Consider the following 19,464-nt stretch of genomic DNA (forward strand, 5'->3'; position numbering starts at 1 on the left):
TATGTCCGGGGCTGAGCACGCGGCCACCGGTGGGTTATGTGGGTCTGGCGCCGGAACAGAACAACCATATGGCCGGACAGTTCCTCCGGCCATTGTGGCTTCATTGCCAATCACTTAGCGGAAAGGCCAGCTTTCCGCGCCCGCGATCAGGTTTCCGAAAAGTAGCTCTGCAGGGTACGAACCTCAAGGTCCCCGCCCAGATAGGCGCGGATGCCCTGCGCGGCCGCCACGGCCCCGGAAAGAGTGGTGTAATACGGCACTTTATGCAAGAGGGCCGCGCGCCGCAGCGAACGGCTGTCGGCCAGCGCCTGCGGGCCTTCGGTGGTGTTGAAGACGAGCTGGACATCGCCATTGGTGATGGCGTCGACGATGTGCGGCCGCCCCTCCAGCACCTTGTTCACCTTCTCGGCCGGGATGCCCTCGTCGGTGAGGAAGCGCGCCGTGCCCGACGTCGCCAGCACCTTGAAGCCGAGCGAATGCAGTTCGCGCACGGCCTCCGCGATGCGCGTCTTGTCGCTCTCGCGCACCGAGACGAACACCGTGCCCTTGCGCGGCACCCGCGTGCCGCCGCCGAGCTGGCTCTTGGCAAAGGCGACCTCGAAATTGCGGTCGATGCCCATGACCTCGCCGGTCGAGCGCATCTCCGGGCCCAGCACGGTGTCGACGCCGGGGAAGCGCGCGAACGGAAACACCGATTCCTTGACGCCGACGTGCTTGAACTCGCCCTTCTTCAATTTGAAGTCGGCCAGCTTCTCGCCGGCCATGATGCGCGCGGCGATCTTCGCGACCGGCGTGCCGACCACCTTGGCGACGAAGGGCACCGTGCGTGAGGCGCGCGGGTTGACCTCGAGCACGTAAATCTCGCCGTCCTTGATGGCGTATTGCACGTTCATCAGGCCGACGACGTCGAGGCCGAGCGCAAGCTCGCGGGTCTGCCGCTCCAGCTCGTCGATCATCTCCTCGTCGAGCGAGTGCGGCGGCAGCGAGCAGGCGCTGTCGCCGGAATGGATGCCGGCCTCCTCGATGTGCTCCATGATGCCGACGATGAAGACGTCCTTGCCGTCGCAGAGGCAGTCGACGTCGACCTCGGTGGCGTCGGACAAGTAACGGTCAAACAGCAGCGGGTTCTTGCCGAGCACGGTGTTGATCTGCCCGGTCTTGTCGTTCGGATAGCGCGCCTTGACGTCGGCCGGCACCAGTTCCGGCAGCGTGCCGAGCAGATAGTCGTTGAGCTGGTTCTCCTCGCGGATGATCTGCATGGCGCGGCCGCCGAGCACGTAGGACGGGCGCACCACCAGCGGCAGGCCGAGATCGGCGGAGACGAGGCGGGCCTGCTCGACCGAATAGGCGATGCCGTTCTTCGGCTGCTTCAGCCGCAGCTTGTCGAGCACGCGCTTGAAGCGGTCGCGGTCTTCGGCGAGATCGATCGCGTCGGGCGAGGTGCCGAGGATCGGCACTTCGGCGGCTTCCAGCGCGCGCGCAAGCTTCAGCGGCGTCTGGCCGCCGAACTGCACGATCACGCCGTGCAGCGTGCCGTTGCTGCGCTCCTTCGCGATGATCTCCAGCACGTCCTCGGCGGTGAGCGGCTCGAAATAAAGACGGTCGGCGGTGTCGTAGTCCGTCGATACCGTCTCCGGGTTGCAGTTGACCATGATGGATTCGTAGCCGGCGTCATGCAGCGCGAAGCAGGCGTGACAGCAGCAATAGTCGAACTCGATGCCCTGGCCGATGCGGTTGGGGCCGCCGCCGAGGATGATGACCTTCTTCTTGTCGGACGGGGTGCTCTCGTCCGCTGGCGCGCCGGCAAACAGCGCCTCATAGGTCGAGTACATGTAGGCGGTGGGCGAAGCGAATTCGGCGGCGCAGGTGTCGATGCGCTTGTAGACGGGGCGGACGCCAAGCGCGTGGCGCTTCGCCGTCACCTCGGCTTCCGTCATCTGGGCGAGCACCGCGAGCCGCGCGTCGGAGAAACCCATGGCCTTGAGCGTGCGCATGCCGAAGGCGTTGCCTGGCAGGCCGCTCTTCCGGACCTTCTCCTCCATGTCGACGATGCCGCGCATCTCGCCGAGGAACCACGGGTCGATCTTGCAGGACTTGAAGATCTCCTCATTTGTCCAGCCGAGCCGCATCGCCTGGGCGACCTGAAGCAGCCGGTTCGGCGTCGGCGTGCCGAGCGCGGCGCGGATCGCGTTCTTGTCGTCGTCGCGGCCCAAACCTTCGATCTCGATCTCGTCGAGGCCGGTCAATCCGGTCTCGAGCCCGCGCAAGGCCTTCTGCAGGCTTTCCTGGAAGGTGCGGCCGATCGCCATGACTTCGCCGACCGACTTCATCGACGTGGTCAGCGTGGTAGAGGCGCCGGGGAATTTCTCGAAGGCGAAACGCGGCACCTTGGTGACGACGTAGTCGATGGTCGGCTCGAACGAGGCGGGCGTCGCGCCGCCGGTGATGTCGTTGGCGATCTCGTCGAGCGTGTAGCCGATCGCGAGTTTTGCTGCGACCTTGGCAATCGGAAAGCCGGTGGCCTTCGAGGCCAGCGCCGACGAGCGCGACACGCGCGGGTTCATCTCGATCACGACCATGCGGCCGTCCTCGGGGTTGACGCCGAACTGCACGTTGGAGCCGCCAGTCTCGACGCCGATTTCGCGCAGCACCGCCAGCGAGGCGTCGCGCATGATCTGGTATTCCTTGTCGGTCAGCGTCAGTGCCGGCGCGACCGTGATGGAATCGCCGGTGTGCACGCCCATCGGATCGAGGTTCTCGATCGAGCAGACGATGATGCAATTGTCTTTCTTGTCGCGCACCACCTCCATCTCGTACTCTTTCCAGCCGAGCACGGATTCTTCGATCAGCACTTCGTTGGTCGGAGACGCGTCGAGGCCGCGCTCGATGATGTCGAGGAATTCTTCCTTGTTGTAGGCAATGCCGCCGCCGGTGCCGCCCATGGTGAAGGAGGGGCGGATGATCGCGGGCAGGCCGATCTCGGACAGCGCCATCATCGCCTGTCCCAGCGCATATTCCTGATAGCGCTTGCGGCGGTCGCTTTCGCCGAGGGTCCATTGCCGGTCGAGCTCTTCGAGCGCTGCCCCCGACAGCTTCTCGCGTTCGGCGTGGTACTTGTCGCGGAACGACTTCTTCAGCTCGGAGGCGTTGGCGAGACGCGACTTCGGCGTCTCGAGCCCGATCTTGGTCATGGCCTCGCGGAAAAGCTGGCGGTCCTCGGCCTTGTCGATCGCATCCGCGGTGGCGCCAATCATCTCGACGTCGAACTTCTCCAGCGTGCCCTGCCGGCGCAGCGATAGCGCGCAGTTCAGCGCGGTCTGGCCGCCCATGGTCGGCAGCAGCGCGAAGCCGCCGGGAATGACGTGGCGTTCCTTCTCGATGATCTTGGCGACGATCTCGGGCGTGATCGGCTCGATATAGGTCGCATCGGCCAATTCCGGGTCGGTCATGATGGTGGCCGGGTTGGAATTGACGAGGACGATGCGATAGCCCTCTTCCTTCAGCGTCTTCACCGCCTGCGTGCCCGAATAGTCGAACTCGCAGGCCTGGCCGATCACGATGGGACCGGCGCCGATGATCAGGATGGTGGTGATGTCTGTACGTTTGGGCATCAACTCTCGCCGGACTGGAATTTAGGCACAAAAAAAGGGCGCGCTTGCCGCGCGTCCCCTTGTGCGAGAGCGCGGGGTCTTCCCTCGCGCGCGGGTGGGTCTTAGACCAGTTTTCGGGGCGGCGAAACCCCGAAAAACGCCCATCAACCGGCAATTTTGACGGGTTTTGGTCGTGCCTGCCAGCCACGAGCGAGGTGCACCAGAAGCGAGGCCGCAACGCTCGATCCGCCGATCCAACCGAGGTCGGTTGCCGACAGGGTGGCCAGCACCGCGCCGCCGAGCACTCCGCCGATGGCGAAGCCGAGATACATCGCGGAGGCATTGAGCGAGAGCGCGATCATCGAGGCCTGCGGCTCGATCCGGATGATGCTGGCGATCTGGGCCGGATAGAACGCCCACCCCGAGAGGCCCCAGAGGAAGATCGCGCCCAGCACCGCGTAATGCGCCTGGCCGGGCATCAGCTTCAGGACCAGCGAATGCAGGATCAGCGCGCCCGCCATGCCGGCGAGGCCAAGGGCTGCGGTCGCGAGCGTGCCGAGCCGGTCGGCGAGGATGCCGCCGAGCATGTTCCCGATCGCGGCGGCGCCGCCGAACACCAGTAGCGCGAGGCTGATCTGCGAGGCATCGAAGCCGAGGCCATGCAGCGGGACCGCGAAATAGGTGAACACGGTGAAGCCGCCGAGCGCCCAGAGAATGGTGATCAGCAGCGCGATCACGACATTGCTGTGACGCGCGACCGCGAGCCGTTCGCCGAGCGAAGCCGTGTTGCGCGGCAGGCCGCGGGGCAGGCCGAGCAGGAGGCCTGCAAGCGCAACAGCGCCGATCAGGGCAACCATCGCAAAGGTCGCGCGCCAGCCGAGCAGGCTGCCGACGAGGTTGCCGAGAGGAACGCCGATCACGGTCGCGACCGTGAGGCCCGAGGTGACCAGCGCTACCGCGCGGCCGGGCCTTTCGGGGGAGGCGACGGCCACCGACACCGCGAGCGCCGTCGGCATGCATAGGCCCGAACCCAGCGCCATCAGCATCCGCGAGGCCAGCAGCAGGGCATAGTTGCTCGCCACCATGGCCGCGAGATTGCCAGCGATGAAGGTCGTCAGCGCCAGCGCCAGCACCGTGCGGCGGTCGATATTGTTCAGTGCCACGGCCAGGATGGGCGATCCCACGGCATAGGTGAGGGCATAGGCGGTCACCAGTTGGCCGGCCGCTGAGACGGATATTGAGAGATCATTGGCGATCGCTGGCAAAAGACCAGCAATCACAAAGCCTTCGGTGCCGATCGCGAAGGCCCCGAGGGCCAGCCAGAATACGCTCATGTGAAGACAATCCCTATGTTCAATGTTTATTGAACTATCGAACGCAACGGTTTCAGTGTCAATTGGTTCAAGAACTATTGAACATCGCGGCCGCTTTGCTATGATTCGGGACCATGAGCCGCACGCCCCTCCATCCCACCCGCGAGCAGATCGAGCTGCCGATGGTTCTGGATTGCCTGAGCGATCCGATCCGACTGGCGATCGTCTACCAGCTCGCCCAGCAGGAACGTGTCAGCAACGAGCTCTGCTGCGGCGACTTCTCCGGGCTCGCCGGCAAATCCAACCTCGCCTATCACTTCGCCAAGCTGCGCGAATGCGGCCTGATGCTGACGCGCGTCGCCGGCACCAACCGCTTCATGCGGCTGCGCCGTGAGGATCTGGATGCGCGTTTTCCGGGATTGCTCGATGCCGTGATCAGCTCGGCGGCCAAGGACGCGGACCGGCTTCAGCTGCTGCCGGAGTGCGAGGTGGTCGAGGCGGATTGAAGTTGAGACGATTGCGTGCGGTTTGGCCGGCAGTCCGTCTTCGCTTGCGCTTCGCTCCAGCTACGCCGGACACGCTGCGCCCCTTCGGGGCTTGCGTGGCTGCGCCACGCGTAGCCCCGAAGGGGCGAAGCGTGGAGACCCGGCCTGGATTTGAACCAGGATGAAGGGCGTTGCACCGCCCTCGCGTAGACGCTTCCGCCACCGGGCCGTCGCGATCATGCCTGATCAGGATACCGCAGGCCACCTCAGCTAATTATTATGCTTAACGAACTAGCGGCGGCCGCGCGATGAAGCTCATACGCCAGCGATTGTGGCCGATATTGGTGTGAGCGCGCTGGACCGCGAAGCCCGCGGCCCTCAGCTTGGCGGTGATCTCGTCCTCGCTGTAGCGCTGGAGCCCGATGCGCGAGCGTAAGTGACGGTAATCTGACAGCGCGGTGCTGATCAGCCCGATCAGTGCGTCCTTCAGAAAACCGTGCCGCAGGCCGAAGCTGAGCAACGCCATCACGTCGCGGCCCATGCCCACATTAGGCTGCAAGATATCGCCGAGCACCAGCTTGCCGGAGGGCTTCAGGATGCGGCGGATGTTGAGCAACGCACCGTCGAGCTCCTCCGATGTCATGTATTGCGCGACCGAGTTCATCACCGCGAGATCGATCGACTGGTCCTGCATCTTGCGGACGTCGTCGAGCGAGCGGACGCGGATTTTCGTGTTCGGGGCAAAGCGCGCGATCAGCCGACCGCGCACGCCGGGCGCCGGCTCGGCCAGGATCAGCTTGCCGCAGGCCGATGCCACCTGGCTCGCCGACAGCGCCTCGCCGCAGGCATAGTCCAGCACGCTCGCGTCGGGCGAGGGGATGTAACCAATGATGTCCCGCGCGATGATCTGGAAGTGCAAATCGCGATGCAGCTTGCTGACATAGATCGTATGCGTCGAGTCGTAATAATCGATCCAATCGTCCATGATATCCGAGGGTCCCGGCCGAGTGGTTCCTGGGAAGGAACCGGCGCTGCCCGCCTTGCGTTAGGGGTGCGACGGCGCGCCGTCAATGTCCGCGTCCTAACAGGAAGGTTCATCGTGAGCAAAGCCCCCAGCAAGGTCTCGCCCGACCTCGACACCCCCACCGATCTGTCGTCCCAGGCGGTCAACAAGGTTTCGGAGGCGCTCAACGTGCTTCTGGCCGATGCTTTCGCGCTGTATCTGAAGACCAAGAATTTCCACTGGCACATCAGCGGCCGGCATTTCCGCGACTATCATCTGCTGCTCGACGAGCAGTCCGATCAGATCTTCGCCACCACCGACCAGCTCGCCGAGCGCGTCCGCAAGATCGGCGGCACCACGCTCAAATCGATCGGCCAGGTCGCAAAACTCCAGACCATCAAGGACAACAACGAGGATTACGTCCCGCCGCGCGAGATGCTGCGCGAATTGATGCAGGACAACAAGCATGTCGCGGCTGCCATGCGGAAGGCGCATGAGGTCTGTGACGAGGCCGGCGATGTCGCCAGCGCCAGCATCCTCGAAGTCTTCATCGACGAGACCGAGCGGCGAACGTGGTTTTTGTTCGAGGCCACGCGGCAGGAAGGCGGCAACGAGGCGTGAGGCTCGGATGCCGTAGCTCCCGTAGGGTGGGCAAAGCGCGCTCTTCGCGCGCCGTGCCCACCTTCTATCCATGCGGCTAATATTGGTGGGCACGCTTCGCTTTGCCCACCCTACGGGACCGCGCCTGTAGCTATCTCCACAGCCGCATCAACGCGCCATCCTTGCCCGTGACCGGATCGGCTGGCGGCAACGCCACTTTCGGAATCGTCTTCAACGCCCTGGCGTGGTTCTCCGGCGAGGGTCGCGTGATCTCCATCTTGCTGCCGGGCGGATAGGCGCCGATCACGCAGAAATCGTCGCTCGCCTTGATGCATTGATGCCCGGTGCCGGCGGGCAGGATCGCGACGTCGCCAGCCTTGATCTCCAGCTCCTGGCCGTGATCGCCGCCGAAGCGGACCCGCGCATGGCCGCGCGCGATGCCGAGCACCTCATGCACGGTCGAATGATAGTGGAGATAATCGTAGACGCCATTGCGCCACGTGCCGCCCCAGTCATTCGCCTCGAACAGGTTTTCGATAGTCTCTTCCGGATGCTTGGGATCGAGCTTCACCGCGCCCTGGTAGACCAGGAAGGGAAGGATGTTGTTCGGCACGAGCCCGTCATCCTCGAACACGATGGCGAGCGGCTCGGCATGGTCGCGGACGATGGACATGGTGGGGCTCCTGCGTGAGCGTAGCAGGGATCAACGGGGGGCGGGAGACGACGTTCCTCTGACGAAGAAGCCCGGGACCAGGCCCGGGCTCGATACGTGACACAGCTTTGCGAGCGCGCCTTACGCGCTCTTCTTCTGCCGCATCAGATCGGCAAAGCGCTGGAACAGATAGTGCGAGTCGCGCGGACCGGGTGAGGCCTCGGGGTGGTACTGCACCGAGAACACCGGCTTGCCGTCGAGCTGGATACCGCAATTGGATCCGTCGAACAGCGAGATGTGGGTCTGCGTCGCGCCCTTCGGCAGCGTCGTCTCGTCCACGGCAAAGCCATGGTTCATCGAGGTGATCTCGACCTTGCCGGTGGTCTCGTCCTTCACGGGATGATTGGCGCCGTGATGGCCCTGATGCATTTTCTTCGTCTTCGCGCCGACGGCGAGGCCGAGCATTTGGTGGCCGAGGCAGATGCCGAAGGTCGGGGTGCCCGACTTGATGACGTCCTGGATCACAGGCACGGCATATTTGCCTGTGGCTGCCGGATCGCCCGGGCCATTCGACAGGAACACGCCGTCCGGCTTCATCGCCAGGATGTCCTCGGACGAGGTCGTCGCCGGCACCACCGTCACCTTGCAGCCGACGCCGGCGAGCAGGCGCAGGATGTTGCGCTTGATGCCATAGTCGATGGCGACGACGTTGAACTCCGGCTTGTCCTGCCGGCCAAAGCCCTTGTCCCAGGCCCACGGCGTCTCGTCCCAGGTGAAGCGCTGGCCGCTGGTGACCATCGGCACGAGGTCCATGCCCTCGAGGCCCGGCCATTCGCGCGCTTCCTCCTTGAGGCCATGCAAATCGAATTCGCCGGTCCTGGAATGCGCGATCACGGCGTTTGGCATGCCCTTGCTGCGGATCAGCGCGGTCAGCGCCCGGGTGTCGATGCCGGAGAGGCCGATGATGCCGCGCGCCCTGAGCCAGGCGTCGAGATGCTTGGTGGCGCGGTAGTTCGAGGGATCGGTGATCGCGGTGCGCAGGATGACGCCGCGCGCGCCTGGCGTCGCGGCCATGTTCACCGTCTCGATGTCTTCCTCGTTGGTACCGACATTGCCGATATGCGGGAAGGTGAAGGTGATGAGCTGGCCGGCATAGGAGGGATCGGTGAGGATCTCCTCATAGCCGGTCATCGCGGTGTTGAAGCAGACTTCACCGACGGCGTGGCCTTCGGCGCCGAGACCGAAGCCTTCGAGCACCGTGCCATCGGCGAGCACGAGGAGCGCGGTCGGTTTGTGGTCCGGCCAAGCGGTATCGTTTTCATGTTGGGTCATGAGCGCGTTTCATAGTCTGGGCCGGCGCTGGCGTCAAAGCGGGAGAGGGCCGATTCACATGCGTTTTTGCATAATTGACGGGCGGCCTCGGCCACTTAAGCTGGAACTGGCAATTTTGAGCCATTTCCGCGGCCGGTGGGGAAACAAAGCACCGGCAAGCGGTCCAGTCTGGCCTCTTGGCCGCGAACGGCTTAGATCAGGTGCGACAGATTGAGAGGACCCCGGCCATGCTGCGCGACGACATCAACAATGCGGTCAAGGAGGCCATGAAGGCCAAGGACGAGCGCAAGCTGTCCACGCTGCGCATGGTCAACTCGACCATCAAGAACGCCGACATCGACGCGCGCGGGCAGGGCAAGCCGCCGCTGACCGACGCCGACCTGCTCGCCGTGCTCCAGAAGATGATCAAGCAGCGCCAGGAATCGGTCGAGCTCTACGACAAGGGCGGCCGCGCCGAGCTCGCCGCGCAGGAGCGCGAGGAGATCGCAGTGATCTCGGCCTATTTGCCGAAGCAGATGTCGGACGACGAGGTCAAGAAGGCGATCGCGGACGCCATCGGCGAGACCGGTGCTGCCGGTATGAAGGACATGGGCAAAGTGATCGCGGTATTGCGCGCGAAATATGCTGGACAGATGGATTTTGGTAAGGCGTCCGGCCTCGTGAAGGCCGCGCTGACGGGCTAGCCGTCATTCCGGGGCGACGCGAAGCGTCGAGCCCGCAATCCATCGGGCCGCCGACTCTGTTGCGCAATGGATTCCGGGCTCGCGCTCCGCGCGCCCCGGAATGACAAGAAGAGAGAGCCAACCGATGACCGGCGCGATCAGACCGTTCCGCATCGCCATCAGCGACGACATCCTCGCCGACCTCAAATCGCGCCTCGCCCGCACGCGCTGGCCGGAGGCGGAGCTGGTGGACGACTGGAGCCAGGGCGCGCCGCTGAAATGGATTCAGGAGATCTGTGGCTATTGGGCGAGCGGTTACGACTGGCGCGCGCGTGAGGCAAAGCTCAATCGCTTCGATCAGTTCACCACCGAGATCGACGGGCTCGACATCCACTTCATCCATGCGCGCTCGAAAGAACCGTCCGCTCTGCCGCTGATCATCACCCATGGCTGGCCGGGCTCGATCGTGGAATTCCAGAAGGTGATCGCGCCGCTCACCGATCCCGCCGCGCATGGCGGCAATCCCGCCGACGCGTTTCATGTGGTGTGTCCGTCGCTGCCGGGCTTCGGCTTCTCGGCCAAGCCGAAGAGCACCGGCTGGGGTGTCGACCGCATCGCCGCGACCTGGGCCAAGCTGATGGACCGGCTCGGCTATATCAGTTACGGCGCGCAAGGCGGCGACTGGGGCTCGGCGGTGACGACCTCGCTCGGCGCGCAGGACGCCGAGCACTGCGCCGGCATCCACATCACGCTCGCTTTCAATGCAGCGCCGAAGGTCGAGGGTGACCCGACGGCGGAGGAGAAGCGCGCGCTCGCCGGCCTCAAGCATTACGTCGATCTCGACTCCGGCTATTCCAAGCAACAGTCGACGCGGCCGCAGACGCTCGGCTATGGCCTGACGGATTCGCCGAGCGGGCAGGCGGCCTGGATCCTCGAAAAGTTCTGGGCCTGGACCGATTGCGACGGCCATCCCGAGAACATCTTTGACAAGGACGAGCTGCTCGACAACGTCATGCTCTATTGGGCGACCGAGACGGCGACCTCGTCGGCGCGGCTCTACTGGGAGAGCTTTGGCAAGCGCCGCACCATGCCGGTGGTCAAGGTGCCGACCGGCGTCGCAGTGTTCCCGAAGGAGATCATCACGCCGGTGCGGCGCTGGATGGAGCCGAACTTCCACAACATCACCCATTGGAGTGAGATGGAAAAGGGCGGCCATTTCGCTGCGTTCGAGCAGCCGGACCTGTTCGTGCGCGATGTCAGGACGTTTTTCGCGACGGTGCGGTAAGACCCCGCTGTCATTCCGGGGCGCCCGCAGGGCGAACCCGGAATCCATCGGGCCGCAGCAAATGCCGCGCAATGGATTCCGGGCTCGACGCTGGCGCGTCGCCCCGGAATGACGCCTGAGAAGCACCGTCATGCCGGGCTTGTCCCGGGCATCCACGGCCTTAAACTGGCGCCAAAACAAGTGGCCTCGTGGATGGCCGGAACAAGCCCGGCCATGACGCCGAGAGTACGGAAGCGACCCAAGCCCATGCTGACCGAAGCCGCAACCTACGACGAGCTCTATCGCAACTTCCGCTGGGACATCCCGGCCCGCTTCAACATGGCGGAGGCGTGCTGCGACCGGCATGCCGACGGCACCGGCCGCCTCGCGCTGGTCTATGTCGACGAGAACGGCGCGACCACGCGTACCTCGTTCGACGAGGTCGCGGAGATGTCGCGGCGTTTCGCCAATGTACTGAAGGCCGACGGCCTTGTGCGCGGCGACCGCGTCGCGGTGTTCCTGTCGCAGTCGCTGGAATTGCCGATCGCGCATGTGGCGGCATTCCGCGCCGGCCTGATCTCGATTCCGCTGTTCGCTCTGTTCGGCGAGGACGCGCTGGAGTTCCGCCTGTCGAATTCGCAAGCGAGAGCCATCATCACCGACGAAGCGGGCTGGGAGAAGCTGACGAAGATCCGCGAACGGCTGCCCTATTTGCAGGACATCTATATCACGAGCGGCGCGGTTCACGCCGGCGCAAAACCGTTCTGGTCAGCGATCGAAACCGCGTCCGAGGACTTTGCGACCGTCGATACTTCCGCCGACGATCCCGCGCTGATCATCTACACCTCAGGCACCACGGGCAACCCGAAGGGCGCGCTGCATGCGCATCGCGTCGTGCTCGGCCATCTGCCCAATGTCGAGATGTGCCACAACTTCTTGCCGAGGCCCGGCGATCTGATGTGGACGCCGGCGGACTGGGCCTGGATCGGCGGTCTCATCAACGGACTGTTCGCATTCTGGTACCACGGCATCCCGTTGGTGGGACATCGTGCGCGAAAGTTCGAGCCGCAGGCGGCGATGCAGATGATGGCCGACCTCGGCGTGCGCAACGTCTTCCTGCCGCCGACGGCGCTCAAGCTGATGCGGCAGGCGGGCGTGAAGCATCCCGGCGTCAAGCTGCGCAGCATCTTCACCGGCGGTGAATCGCTCGGCGGCGAGCTGCTCGGCTGGGTGCGCGAGACCTTTGGCATCGACGCCCATGAAGTATTCGGCCAGACCGAGTGCAATCTCGTGATCGGCAGCAACTCCAACCTGTTTCCGATCCGCCCCGGTTCGATGGGCAAGGCGACGCCGGGCTTCGACGTCCGCATCGTCAACGACCAGGGCGAGGAGCAGCCGCGCGGCCAGCGCGGCATCATCGGCGTGCGCCAGCCGTGCCCGTGCACGATGCTCGAATACTGGCGCAATCCGGAGGCGACGGCGAAGAAATATGCCGGTGAGTTTCTCTTGACCGGCGATCTCGGCGTGCAGGATGAGGACGGCTATTTCTGGTATGTCAGCCGCGAGGACGACGTCATCACCACCGCCGGCTATCGCGTCGGCCCTTCCGAGATCGAGCACACCTTGATGAAGCATCCGTCGGTGGCTATGGCCGCCGTGGTCGGCATTCCCGATCCGATCCGCACCGAGTCGATCAAGGCATGGATCGTGCTGCGTCCGGGCTTTACCGGCAGCGATGCGCTCGCGCGCGAGATCCAGGAATTCGTGAAGGTGCAGCTTGCCGCCCATGAATATCCGCGCTTCGTGGAATTCGCCGAGACCTTGCCGATGACGGCGACGGGCAAGGTGCTGCGGCGCGAGCTGCGGGCGAGGGGTTAGCTTCCGACAATGGCAAAGTCCGCCCAAGTCGCGGGGCTTCATCGCGCATCGCTCGACAAGCTGCACGATCTCGATGCGGCGCTGGAGCTGATGTATTACGGCTGGCGCGGCATGACGCTGGAGGCCGACGAATATCTTGCGAAGCAGGGCCTGTCGCGTCCGCATCATCGTATCCTTTACGTAGTGGCGCGCCGGCCCGACATCGCGATCGGCGCGCTGATCGAGATTCTCGGCATTTCCAAGCAGGCGCTGAACCGGCCGCTCAATCTCCTGCTGGAGCGCAAGCTCCTGACGTCGAAGCGGGCGCCCGAGCAGCATCGATCAAAACTGCTGCGCCTGACCGCCGCGGGCCAGCGCATCGAGCAGAAAGCGTCGGACCACGAGCGCAAGGTCCTGCGCGAGGCGTTCGACCGCGTCGGGGCGGCGGGGGCGGCGGCATGGATGGCCGTGATGGGATCGATCGCCGACAACAATTGACCAATCCTGAAGTCAACATAGTTGACATGAGACGCGCGCTTTGCCACCTTCCCGGCAACGGGCCGGGGAGGGCTGCGTCATGAGCGCAGGGGATATGGATCGCGCGGCTGCCGAACGCTTCGTCGCGGCTTGGTGCGCGAGCTGGTGCAGGGTCGACATCGACGCGGTCGTCGCGCATTTTGCCGACGATGCGCAGATGCGCAGCCCCCTGGCGCTGTCGCTGACCGGTTCTGCTGTCGTCAGGGGCGCCGAGAACATCCGCGCCTATTGGCGAGAGGCCTATGGCCACATCGAAAGCGCCGACCTGAAGATCCTGAGCTGGAGCTGGGACGAGGTCATCGCGCGCCTGACGGTGTGGTGGCAGCTCGGTGACACCCGCGCCAGCGAGTTCATGGATTTCGATGATGCGGGCCGGGTGGTGCGCAGCGAAGCCTTTTACGGAAAATGACCATGCACCTTTCGGATTTCGTCCTGCTGCTCAACGCGCTCTGGTTCGGCGGCGCCTTCGTTCAGTTCAGCATCGCGCAAGCCAACACGCTGAAGATCTTGCTGCCGCGCGAAGAGCGCAGCAATCCGATTGCGCCGACGCTCGCGGCGAGCGTGGCGTTTCTCGGCGGGATGAACCTGCCGATCGGGCTGTTGTCGCTCTATCTTCTGGCGGCGCGCCCCTCGTTCTTCCAGCCGGTCGAGGCGCAGCTCGCGCTGTTCCTGTTCTTCGCCGCCTGCCACTTCAGCCAGTTCGCCTACAATCTGCCGGTCCTGATGCGCGGAGGGCGCGTCGGGGTGGCATACTGGCCGGTGCTCAAAGGTCCGATGCTGAGGATCTTCGTCATCGACGCGGCGCTGTTCGCGGCCAATCTCGGCGTGGCGCTGCTGCTCGTATCTCGCTGACTTGAGCATGATCTTTCGGAAAACCGCTAGGCACTTTGCGCTAACGCGGCCCTCCGGGTCCGGATCATGCTTTAGCGCGACAGCGCCGATCGCAGCGTCGCGGCGAGATCCTGCCGTCGGAATGGCTTTGTCAGAATGCGCGCGTCGACCCCGTCGGGCGTCTTGACCGGATTTTGGCTGTAGCCGGAGGTGAAGAGCACCTTGAGCCCCGGCCGCAACTGGGTTGCCTGCCTCGCAAGCTCCGGCCCGAACATGCCGCCGGGCATCACGACGTCGGTGAACAGCAGATGGACGTCCCCGGGCTGGCGTAGCAGCTCCAGTGCTGCGGGCCCGTTCGACGTGGCGACGACGCGGTAGCCGAGGGCTCTCAGCTCGCTCTCGACATAGGCTCGCACCATGTCGTCGTCCTCGACGACGAGAATAGTCTCGTGTCCGTCGGGGGCAACGATCGGCTCCGGCGGTGGCGGCTCCTCGTTCAGCGCCGTCGCGATGCGGGGAAAGAACAGCCTGACGACGCTGCCCTGTCCCGGCTCTGACTGCAATTGCACGAGACCGCCGGATTGCTGCGCAAATCCGTAGACCATGCTGAGGCCGAGGCCAGTCCCCTTGCCGACCTCCTTGGTGGTGAAGAACGGCTCGAACGCGCGGCTCGCGGTGTCCGCCTCCATGCCGCAGCCAGTATCGGTCACGGCCACCATGACATAGTCGCCCGGCCGCGGCTCGCCGTTGACGTCGAGATCGGATTCGCTGAGCGAGTTGTTGCGCACCTCGACGGTCAGCTTGCCGCCGTCAGGCATCGCGTCGCGCGCGTTGAGGACGAGGTTGAGCAGGGCGGTTGCCAGTTGGCCGGGGTCGACGCTGGTCAGCCACAAACCCGGTCCGAACGCGAAGCTGCACTCGATGTGCTCGCCCAGTGTCCGACGCAGCAACTGCTCCATGCCGAGGATTCGTTCGGCTATGTCGATCTCGCGCGGCCGTAAGGGCTGCTTGCGCGCGAAGGCGAGCAGGCTGCGTGTCAGGTCGGCGCCGCGCTCGGCCGCGGTCGCGATGTCGCTGGCGATCCCTTGTAATTCCTTGTTGCCCGCCAGCCTGTCGGCCAGATGCTCGGAGTTGCCGAGAATGACGGTCAGGAGGTTGTTGAAATCGTGCGCCACGCCGCCGGTGAGCTGTCCCATGGCTTCCATCTTCTGGGACTGGCTGAGCTTGTGGCTGAGGTCGGCGATGGCGGCGCGTTGCTGCTCGAGCGACTCGGCCGTGCCGTTGAGCAGCATCATCAGTCCGCCGAGCTCGCCGCCCGGATAAGGCGGCGGAATGCGCGCGCTGAGATCGCCGAGCCCGAGCCGTTTCGCCATCGCGGCAAGCCGCCCCACCTGGCGCCCGAGGCTGACGGTCGCGAGGATCCAGACGCCGGCCAGCAGCAGCAGCGAGGCCACCGCGAGAATCGCCATGTCCTCGTAGAGCCGGCGGTTCGCCGCCGCGACCAGCCCGTCCTTGGATCGTCCGACGATGATATAGAGGCCAGCCTTGCGCATCGACGGTGAGCGGGCGACGGCCCAGACCTGCGCGCGGCCTTCGCGATCGGTCAACTTGCGCGACGCCTCGCCATCGGGTGAGGCCGCGAAGCGGAACAGGTCTGATCCCGCGATCGACGCGCCGACGGGCTCGCGCCAGCCACCTAATTTGGGCGCGACCAGCACCGTGCCCTTGCTGTCGACGAGCAGGATCTCCTTCTCGGCGAGCAGACGCTTGTCGTGAAACTCCGCGAATTTGTTCAAATTGAACGAAGCGAGCAGGACGAATTTCAGCGCGCCGGCGTCCGAGCGCACGGGATAGGCGATCTGGAGCACCGATATTCCGGTGAGGCGGCCGAAAACCGGCTCCACCGCGACGATACCTTGCGAGACCTTCGCCTGCCTGAAATAGGCGCGATCGTTCAGATCGAGCGTGCGGTTGGTCCGCAGCGAGTCGCAGAACAGGCTGCCGTCGGGATCGATGGTCAATATTCCCGTGAACTGCGGATATTCTTCGCGCACATCGGAGAGAAACGCCGAGCATGCCGCCTTGTCGCGCGTGTCGACGTCTCGGGCGCGGGCGAGGCCATAGTGAAGCTGGGCGGTGCCCTGGATCTTCTCGTCCAGATCGCTCGCGATGTCGTCGGCGGATGCGGCGAGATTAGCCAGGGCCGCGTTGATCTCGCTGGTCCGGTTCTGCACGAAGCGCAGGCCGACGAGGATCGCCGGCACGAGCATGGCCGCGATGACGAGGATCAGTAACCGGGTACGCAGGCTCATCGGTGGGGCGGATCCGCTCTTCGCGCGTGTTTGTTCGGAGGTACAATTTGCGGCACGATCGTCCGCTCAGTCCATAGGGATAAGGCTCGAAAATCGCACGGAAGAGACGAGCATCTCGCGCTGCGGGTATTGCGGTGAAATTGCAATCTTCGCGTCATCCGCCATCAAGTTGCGCGTGCGCGCGGCAGCGCTAATATTACTATCCGCGCGACGAAAGATCGCGCCCGCAGACGGGGAGGAAGCCGATGTCCATCTCGGGCAAGGTCGATCCGGTGGTGCGTGCCGTCGCGGCGACCGACATCGCCGAGGCGCTGGTCGAGGGCCTGCGCGACTTCCAGGCGCTGCCGCTTTACGGCCTTGCCTTCGGCGCGCTCTATGCCGCCGGCGGCATCGTCATCATGCTCTGCCTCACCGCCTTCGGCATGGTCTATCTCGTCTATCCCCTTGCCGCCGGCTTCGCGCTGATCGGGCCATTCGTGGCGATCGGCCTTTACGAGGTCAGCCGGCGCCGCGAGCACGGCGAGCCGGTGTCGTTCGGCGCGATCTGGTCGGCGATACGTTCGCGCAGCGAGATCGGCTGGATGGCCTTCGTCACGCTGTTCGTGTTCGTGATCTGGATGTACCAGGTGCGACTCCTGATCGCGCTGCTGCTCGGACTGCACGCCTCGTTCTCCAGCCTGCAGGAATTCATGACGGTGGTGCTGACGACGAACGAGGGCCTGCTCTTCCTCGCAATCGGCAATGCGGTCGGCGCCGCGCTGTCGCTGATTCTGTTTTCGCTGACCGTGGTGTCGTTTCCGCTGCTGCTCGACCGCGAGGTCGATTTCGTCACGGCGATGGTGACGAGCGTGCGCGCGGTGGTGACGAGCCCGCTGCCGATGATCGGATGGGCCGCCGTGATCGTGATGCTGCTGATCGTCTCGGCGCTGCCTTACTTTCTCGGGCTGGTGGTGACGCTGCCGGTGCTTGGGCACGCGACATGGCATCTGTATCGGCGGCTGGTGGTGCCGGTGTCTGCCTAGTCGTCATTCCGGGGCGCCCGAAGGGCGAACCCGGAATCCATACAGCCACCAACTCCGCCGCTGATGGATTCCGGGTTCGCGCGGAGCCTGTCATCGGGCCGCGCCTTGCGCGGACCCGGAATGACCAATGCGCCTACGGCGTCTTGATCCCCATCGCCTTCAGCGCATCGAGCATGCGCTGCGGCGGGCCCATTTTCACCACCAGCGGCTTGCCGGTCTCGAGCACGCTCTTGAGACTGGAGAGAATCGCGGGCCAGCCGGAGCGGCCGCCGGCGAGGATGTCGTCGCTGAGCGGCCGGTCGTGGCCTTCGCTCATAGTGAGACGCACCGCATCGCCGACCTGTTCGATGTCGTAGGTGACGAGCGTCGGCCCAAGCTTCTCCATCAGCTCGGGCCAGTTCACGTTGAACGTGACCGAGAGCTTTCGCGGCGGGTCGTAGGCGAGAACCTCGCCGCTGATGTGCAGGGCTCCATCAGGCGTGCGCACGATGAACGCGCCGCCAAGTCGCGGCTCGACCTCCACGCTATTGCCGAAGAAATAGAGCTTGCTGAACTCGGCTGAGGTCAGCGCCTCCCAGACTTTCTCCGGCGTCGAGGCGATGTAGATGGTGTAGGTCGTCAGGGGCTTGAACTGATCGAGGTTCATCATTCAAATCCTTCGATGCCGAGTGCGGCTGGCGGGATCGCTGGCACCTTCCCGGTTTCCAGTAGGCTCTTGAGCCCAGACAGGATCGCCGGCCAGCCCCTCGAGATGCCGTCGAGCAGCTTGCTGCCGTCGGCGAAGCCTTCGTGGGTCACGGTCAGCTTCACGAGCGCGCCCCAGGGCTCGAGCGTGAAAACGACCTTGGTCGGCCCTTCGTTCCGCATGTCCTCGTCCACTTCGTGCTTGAAGGTGTAGGACAGGCGCCGCGGCGGAACGACCTCCAGGATCTCGCCGGTGTCGGTGGTCCTGCCGCTCATCACAAGCGCAATGGACGAGCCCACCTTCCAGTCAGACCTGACTTCGGTGTCGAACCAGTATCGCCGCGTGAACGCGCTGTCGGTCAGCGCCTCCCACAGCTTTTCCGGCGTGGTCTCGATATAGGTGACGTAGACGAATTCGGGGCGGGACATCAGGCGGCATCCTTGGTCGGATAGGTCGGCGGAACGATCCCGATCGTGTGGCCGGTCTCGAGCAGGCTCTTCAGGTTCGACAGGACCATCGGCCAGCCGCCGGAGATGTCGCGCAGGGTCTTGCCGTCCTCGCCGAGCTCGTCATGCGTGACCGTCAGCTTGACGACCTTGCCGCGCGGCTCGAGATCGAAGGTGACGCGCGAGGTTCCTTCGCCGGCCCCTTCGGGTTTGCGATTGTACCAGCTATAGGCGAGCCGTCGCGTTGGATCGAAGGTGATGATCTCGCCCTCGACCGTCGGGTTGCCGTTGTTGGTGAAGCGATAAGGCGCGCCTTGCTTCCAGTCGGACGTGATGCGATGGCCGAACCAGTAGCGCTCGGTGAAATCGCCGTCGGTCAACGCCTGCCACAGCGCCTCGGGTGTCGTCTCGATGTAGGTCACGTAGACGTAATTCGGATTACTCATCGCGTTTCTCCAACTGGCGTTTCAACTCGCTGAGCGCGGCGAGCTTGCCGCGCTCGAACTTCTTGATCCAGCGTTCGCCGATCTGATGGATCGGCACCGGATTGAGGTAGTGCAGCTTCTCGCGGCCATGTCTGAGGGGCGTGACCAGGTTGGCCTCTTCGAGAATGACAAGGTGTTTTGTGACGGCCTGGCGCGTCATCGCGAGGCCTTCGCAAAGTTCGTTCAGCGTCTGGCCGTTTTTGGCGTGAAGCCTGTCCAGGAGCGAGCGTCGTGACGCGTCGGCGAGCGCTTTGAAGACCTCATCCATGGCGGTGATAATAGGCAACCAAATGGTTGCATGTCAAGCACCTCATTCCGGGGCGCGCGGAGCGCGAACTCCGGTGCGCAATTGCGCACCGGAGAATCTCGAGATTCCGGATAACCGCTG

At 64.5% G+C, this 19,464-nt stretch carries 19 protein-coding genes and 1 tRNA gene; 9 read left to right on the forward strand and 11 right to left on the reverse strand.

All coding sequences use genetic code 11. The annotated features are described in order from the left end of the window. Nucleotides 1-146: 146 nt before the first annotated feature. On the reverse strand, nucleotides 147-3,611 hold the full coding sequence (gene carB / locus BRAGE_RS0145825) for a carbamoyl-phosphate synthase large subunit (protein ID WP_027563741.1): 3,465 nt from the start codon (nucleotides 3,609-3,611) through the stop codon (nucleotides 147-149). A gap of 143 nt (nucleotides 3,612-3,754) precedes the next feature. Next, nucleotides 3,755-4,924, reverse strand: a complete 1,170-nt coding sequence (locus BRAGE_RS0145830) for an MFS transporter (protein ID WP_027563742.1) — start codon at nucleotides 4,922-4,924, stop codon at nucleotides 3,755-3,757. A gap of 113 nt (nucleotides 4,925-5,037) precedes the next feature. Between BRAGE_RS0145830 and BRAGE_RS0145835 the strand changes: the two genes are divergently transcribed. Further along, on the forward strand, nucleotides 5,038-5,409 hold the full coding sequence (locus BRAGE_RS0145835; RefSeq protein ID WP_027563743.1) for an ArsR/SmtB family transcription factor: 372 nt from the start codon (nucleotides 5,038-5,040) through the stop codon (nucleotides 5,407-5,409). 132 nt (nucleotides 5,410-5,541) lie between these two features. On the opposite strand, the gene BRAGE_RS55605 is transcribed toward BRAGE_RS0145835, so the two are convergent. Both BRAGE_RS55605 and BRAGE_RS0145840 read right to left on the reverse strand, forming a co-directional pair. After that, nucleotides 5,542-5,617: transfer RNA gene (locus tag BRAGE_RS55605), tRNA-OTHER, on the reverse strand. 54 nt (nucleotides 5,618-5,671) lie between these two features. Next, a complete protein-coding gene (locus BRAGE_RS0145840; RefSeq protein WP_027563744.1) occupies nucleotides 5,672-6,373 on the reverse strand; it encodes a class I SAM-dependent methyltransferase in 702 nt (233 codons plus the stop codon). Nucleotides 6,374-6,487: 114 nt separating this feature from the next. Here BRAGE_RS0145840 and BRAGE_RS0145845 point away from each other — a divergent pair, with 114 nt between their 5' ends. Beyond that, a complete protein-coding gene (locus BRAGE_RS0145845; RefSeq protein ID WP_027563745.1) occupies nucleotides 6,488-7,012 on the forward strand; it encodes a Dps family protein in 525 nt (174 codons plus the stop codon). 130 nt (nucleotides 7,013-7,142) lie between these two features. On the opposite strand, the gene BRAGE_RS0145850 is transcribed toward BRAGE_RS0145845, so the two are convergent. Together BRAGE_RS0145850 and carA are read right to left on the reverse strand one after the other, a co-directional pair. After that, complete coding sequence (locus BRAGE_RS0145850) at nucleotides 7,143-7,664, reverse strand: cupin domain-containing protein (protein WP_027563746.1); 522 nt, start codon at nucleotides 7,662-7,664, stop codon at nucleotides 7,143-7,145. A gap of 120 nt (nucleotides 7,665-7,784) precedes the next feature. Then, nucleotides 7,785-8,975 (reverse strand): glutamine-hydrolyzing carbamoyl-phosphate synthase small subunit, encoded by a 1,191-nt coding sequence (carA, locus tag BRAGE_RS0145855; protein ID WP_027563747.1) that lies wholly within the window; start codon nucleotides 8,973-8,975, stop codon nucleotides 7,785-7,787. Nucleotides 8,976-9,202: 227 nt separating this feature from the next. Here carA and BRAGE_RS0145860 point away from each other — a divergent pair, with 227 nt between their 5' ends. From BRAGE_RS0145860 to BRAGE_RS0145885, 6 genes are all read left to right on the forward strand, one after another. Continuing rightward, the gene (locus tag BRAGE_RS0145860; RefSeq protein ID WP_027563748.1) at nucleotides 9,203-9,658 is read left to right on the forward strand and encodes a GatB/YqeY domain-containing protein; all 456 of its coding nucleotides are present in this window, start codon (nucleotides 9,203-9,205) and stop codon (nucleotides 9,656-9,658) included. 124 nt (nucleotides 9,659-9,782) lie between these two features. Beyond that, entirely contained in the window at nucleotides 9,783-10,922 is a 1,140-nt protein-coding gene (locus tag BRAGE_RS0145865) for an epoxide hydrolase family protein (protein WP_027563749.1), read from the forward strand. Between the two features lie 246 nt (nucleotides 10,923-11,168). After that, the gene (locus BRAGE_RS0145870) at nucleotides 11,169-12,779 is read left to right on the forward strand and encodes an acyl-CoA synthetase (protein ID WP_027563750.1); all 1,611 of its coding nucleotides are present in this window, start codon (nucleotides 11,169-11,171) and stop codon (nucleotides 12,777-12,779) included. A gap of 9 nt (nucleotides 12,780-12,788) precedes the next feature. Beyond that, nucleotides 12,789-13,256, forward strand: coding sequence for a MarR family transcriptional regulator (locus BRAGE_RS0145875; RefSeq protein ID WP_027563751.1), 468 nt, complete (start codon nucleotides 12,789-12,791; stop codon nucleotides 13,254-13,256). A gap of 79 nt (nucleotides 13,257-13,335) precedes the next feature. After that, entirely contained in the window at nucleotides 13,336-13,704 is a 369-nt protein-coding gene (locus tag BRAGE_RS0145880; protein WP_027563752.1) for a YybH family protein, read from the forward strand. A gap of 2 nt (nucleotides 13,705-13,706) precedes the next feature. Beyond that, nucleotides 13,707-14,147 carry a hypothetical protein gene (locus tag BRAGE_RS0145885; RefSeq protein WP_027563753.1) on the forward strand — a complete coding sequence of 147 codons (441 nt, stop codon included), beginning with the start codon at nucleotides 13,707-13,709 and terminating at the stop codon, nucleotides 14,145-14,147. A 71-nt stretch (nucleotides 14,148-14,218) separates the two neighbouring features. Here BRAGE_RS0145885 and BRAGE_RS0145890 read toward each other — a convergent pair whose 3' ends face one another. Continuing rightward, nucleotides 14,219-16,438, reverse strand: a complete 2,220-nt coding sequence (locus BRAGE_RS0145890) for an ATP-binding protein (protein ID WP_027563754.1) — start codon at nucleotides 16,436-16,438, stop codon at nucleotides 14,219-14,221. A 245-nt stretch (nucleotides 16,439-16,683) separates the two neighbouring features. Between BRAGE_RS0145890 and BRAGE_RS0145895 the strand changes: the two genes are divergently transcribed. Continuing rightward, nucleotides 16,684-17,460 (forward strand): DUF2189 domain-containing protein, encoded by a 777-nt coding sequence (locus BRAGE_RS0145895; protein ID WP_027563755.1) that lies wholly within the window; start codon nucleotides 16,684-16,686, stop codon nucleotides 17,458-17,460. A 133-nt stretch (nucleotides 17,461-17,593) separates the two neighbouring features. Here BRAGE_RS0145895 and BRAGE_RS0145900 read toward each other — a convergent pair whose 3' ends face one another. The 4 genes from BRAGE_RS0145900 to BRAGE_RS0145915 are packed head-to-tail and all read right to left on the reverse strand — an operon-like array spanning nucleotide 17,594 to nucleotide 19,344. Further along, nucleotides 17,594-18,106 (reverse strand): SRPBCC family protein, encoded by a 513-nt coding sequence (locus BRAGE_RS0145900; RefSeq protein ID WP_027563756.1) that lies wholly within the window; start codon nucleotides 18,104-18,106, stop codon nucleotides 17,594-17,596. After that, complete coding sequence (locus BRAGE_RS0145905; RefSeq protein WP_027563757.1) at nucleotides 18,106-18,573, reverse strand: SRPBCC family protein; 468 nt, start codon at nucleotides 18,571-18,573, stop codon at nucleotides 18,106-18,108. The genes BRAGE_RS0145900 and BRAGE_RS0145905 overlap by 1 nt, the downstream gene beginning before the upstream one ends. After that, entirely contained in the window at nucleotides 18,573-19,037 is a 465-nt protein-coding gene (locus BRAGE_RS0145910) for an SRPBCC family protein (protein ID WP_027563758.1), read from the reverse strand. The genes BRAGE_RS0145905 and BRAGE_RS0145910 overlap by 1 nt, the downstream gene beginning before the upstream one ends. Beyond that, on the reverse strand, nucleotides 19,030-19,344 hold the full coding sequence (locus BRAGE_RS0145915; RefSeq protein WP_027563759.1) for an ArsR/SmtB family transcription factor: 315 nt from the start codon (nucleotides 19,342-19,344) through the stop codon (nucleotides 19,030-19,032). The genes BRAGE_RS0145910 and BRAGE_RS0145915 overlap by 8 nt, the downstream gene beginning before the upstream one ends. Between the last annotated feature and the right edge of the window lie 120 nt (nucleotides 19,345-19,464).

The organism is Bradyrhizobium genosp. SA-4 str. CB756 (assembly GCF_000473125.1).
GTDB classification, from domain to species: domain Bacteria; phylum Pseudomonadota; class Alphaproteobacteria; order Rhizobiales; family Xanthobacteraceae; genus Bradyrhizobium; species Bradyrhizobium arachidis.

What these genes read in the sequence shown, in the direction of transcription:
- carB (WP_027563741.1), bottom strand. Translation starts at nt 3,611, where the DNA reads ATGCCCAAACGTACAGACATCACCACCATCCTGATCATCGGCGCCGGT.
- BRAGE_RS0145830 (WP_027563742.1), bottom strand. Translation starts at nt 4,924, where the DNA reads ATGAGCGTATTCTGGCTGGCCCTCGGGGCCTTCGCGATCGGCACCGAA.
- BRAGE_RS0145835 (WP_027563743.1), top strand. Translation starts at nt 5,038, where the DNA reads ATGAGCCGCACGCCCCTCCATCCCACCCGCGAGCAGATCGAGCTGCCG.
- BRAGE_RS0145840 (WP_027563744.1), bottom strand. Translation starts at nt 6,373, where the DNA reads ATGGACGATTGGATCGATTATTACGACTCGACGCATACGATCTATGTC.
- BRAGE_RS0145850 (WP_027563746.1), bottom strand. Translation starts at nt 7,664, where the DNA reads ATGTCCATCGTCCGCGACCATGCCGAGCCGCTCGCCATCGTGTTCGAG.
- carA (WP_027563747.1), bottom strand. Translation starts at nt 8,975, where the DNA reads ATGACCCAACATGAAAACGATACCGCTTGGCCGGACCACAAACCGACC.
- BRAGE_RS0145860 (WP_027563748.1), top strand. Translation starts at nt 9,203, where the DNA reads ATGCTGCGCGACGACATCAACAATGCGGTCAAGGAGGCCATGAAGGCC.
- BRAGE_RS0145865 (WP_027563749.1), top strand. Translation starts at nt 9,783, where the DNA reads ATGACCGGCGCGATCAGACCGTTCCGCATCGCCATCAGCGACGACATC.
- BRAGE_RS0145870 (WP_027563750.1), top strand. Translation starts at nt 11,169, where the DNA reads ATGCTGACCGAAGCCGCAACCTACGACGAGCTCTATCGCAACTTCCGC.
- BRAGE_RS0145875 (WP_027563751.1), top strand. Translation starts at nt 12,789, where the DNA reads ATGGCAAAGTCCGCCCAAGTCGCGGGGCTTCATCGCGCATCGCTCGAC.
- BRAGE_RS0145880 (WP_027563752.1), top strand. Translation starts at nt 13,336, where the DNA reads ATGAGCGCAGGGGATATGGATCGCGCGGCTGCCGAACGCTTCGTCGCG.
- BRAGE_RS0145885 (WP_027563753.1), top strand. Translation starts at nt 13,707, where the DNA reads ATGCACCTTTCGGATTTCGTCCTGCTGCTCAACGCGCTCTGGTTCGGC.
- BRAGE_RS0145890 (WP_027563754.1), bottom strand. Translation starts at nt 16,438, where the DNA reads ATGAGCCTGCGTACCCGGTTACTGATCCTCGTCATCGCGGCCATGCTC.
- BRAGE_RS0145895 (WP_027563755.1), top strand. Translation starts at nt 16,684, where the DNA reads ATGTCCATCTCGGGCAAGGTCGATCCGGTGGTGCGTGCCGTCGCGGCG.
- BRAGE_RS0145900 (WP_027563756.1), bottom strand. Translation starts at nt 18,106, where the DNA reads ATGAACCTCGATCAGTTCAAGCCCCTGACGACCTACACCATCTACATC.
- BRAGE_RS0145905 (WP_027563757.1), bottom strand. Translation starts at nt 18,573, where the DNA reads ATGTCCCGCCCCGAATTCGTCTACGTCACCTATATCGAGACCACGCCG.
- BRAGE_RS0145910 (WP_027563758.1), bottom strand. Translation starts at nt 19,037, where the DNA reads ATGAGTAATCCGAATTACGTCTACGTGACCTACATCGAGACGACACCC.
- BRAGE_RS0145915 (WP_027563759.1), bottom strand. Translation starts at nt 19,344, where the DNA reads ATGGATGAGGTCTTCAAAGCGCTCGCCGACGCGTCACGACGCTCGCTC.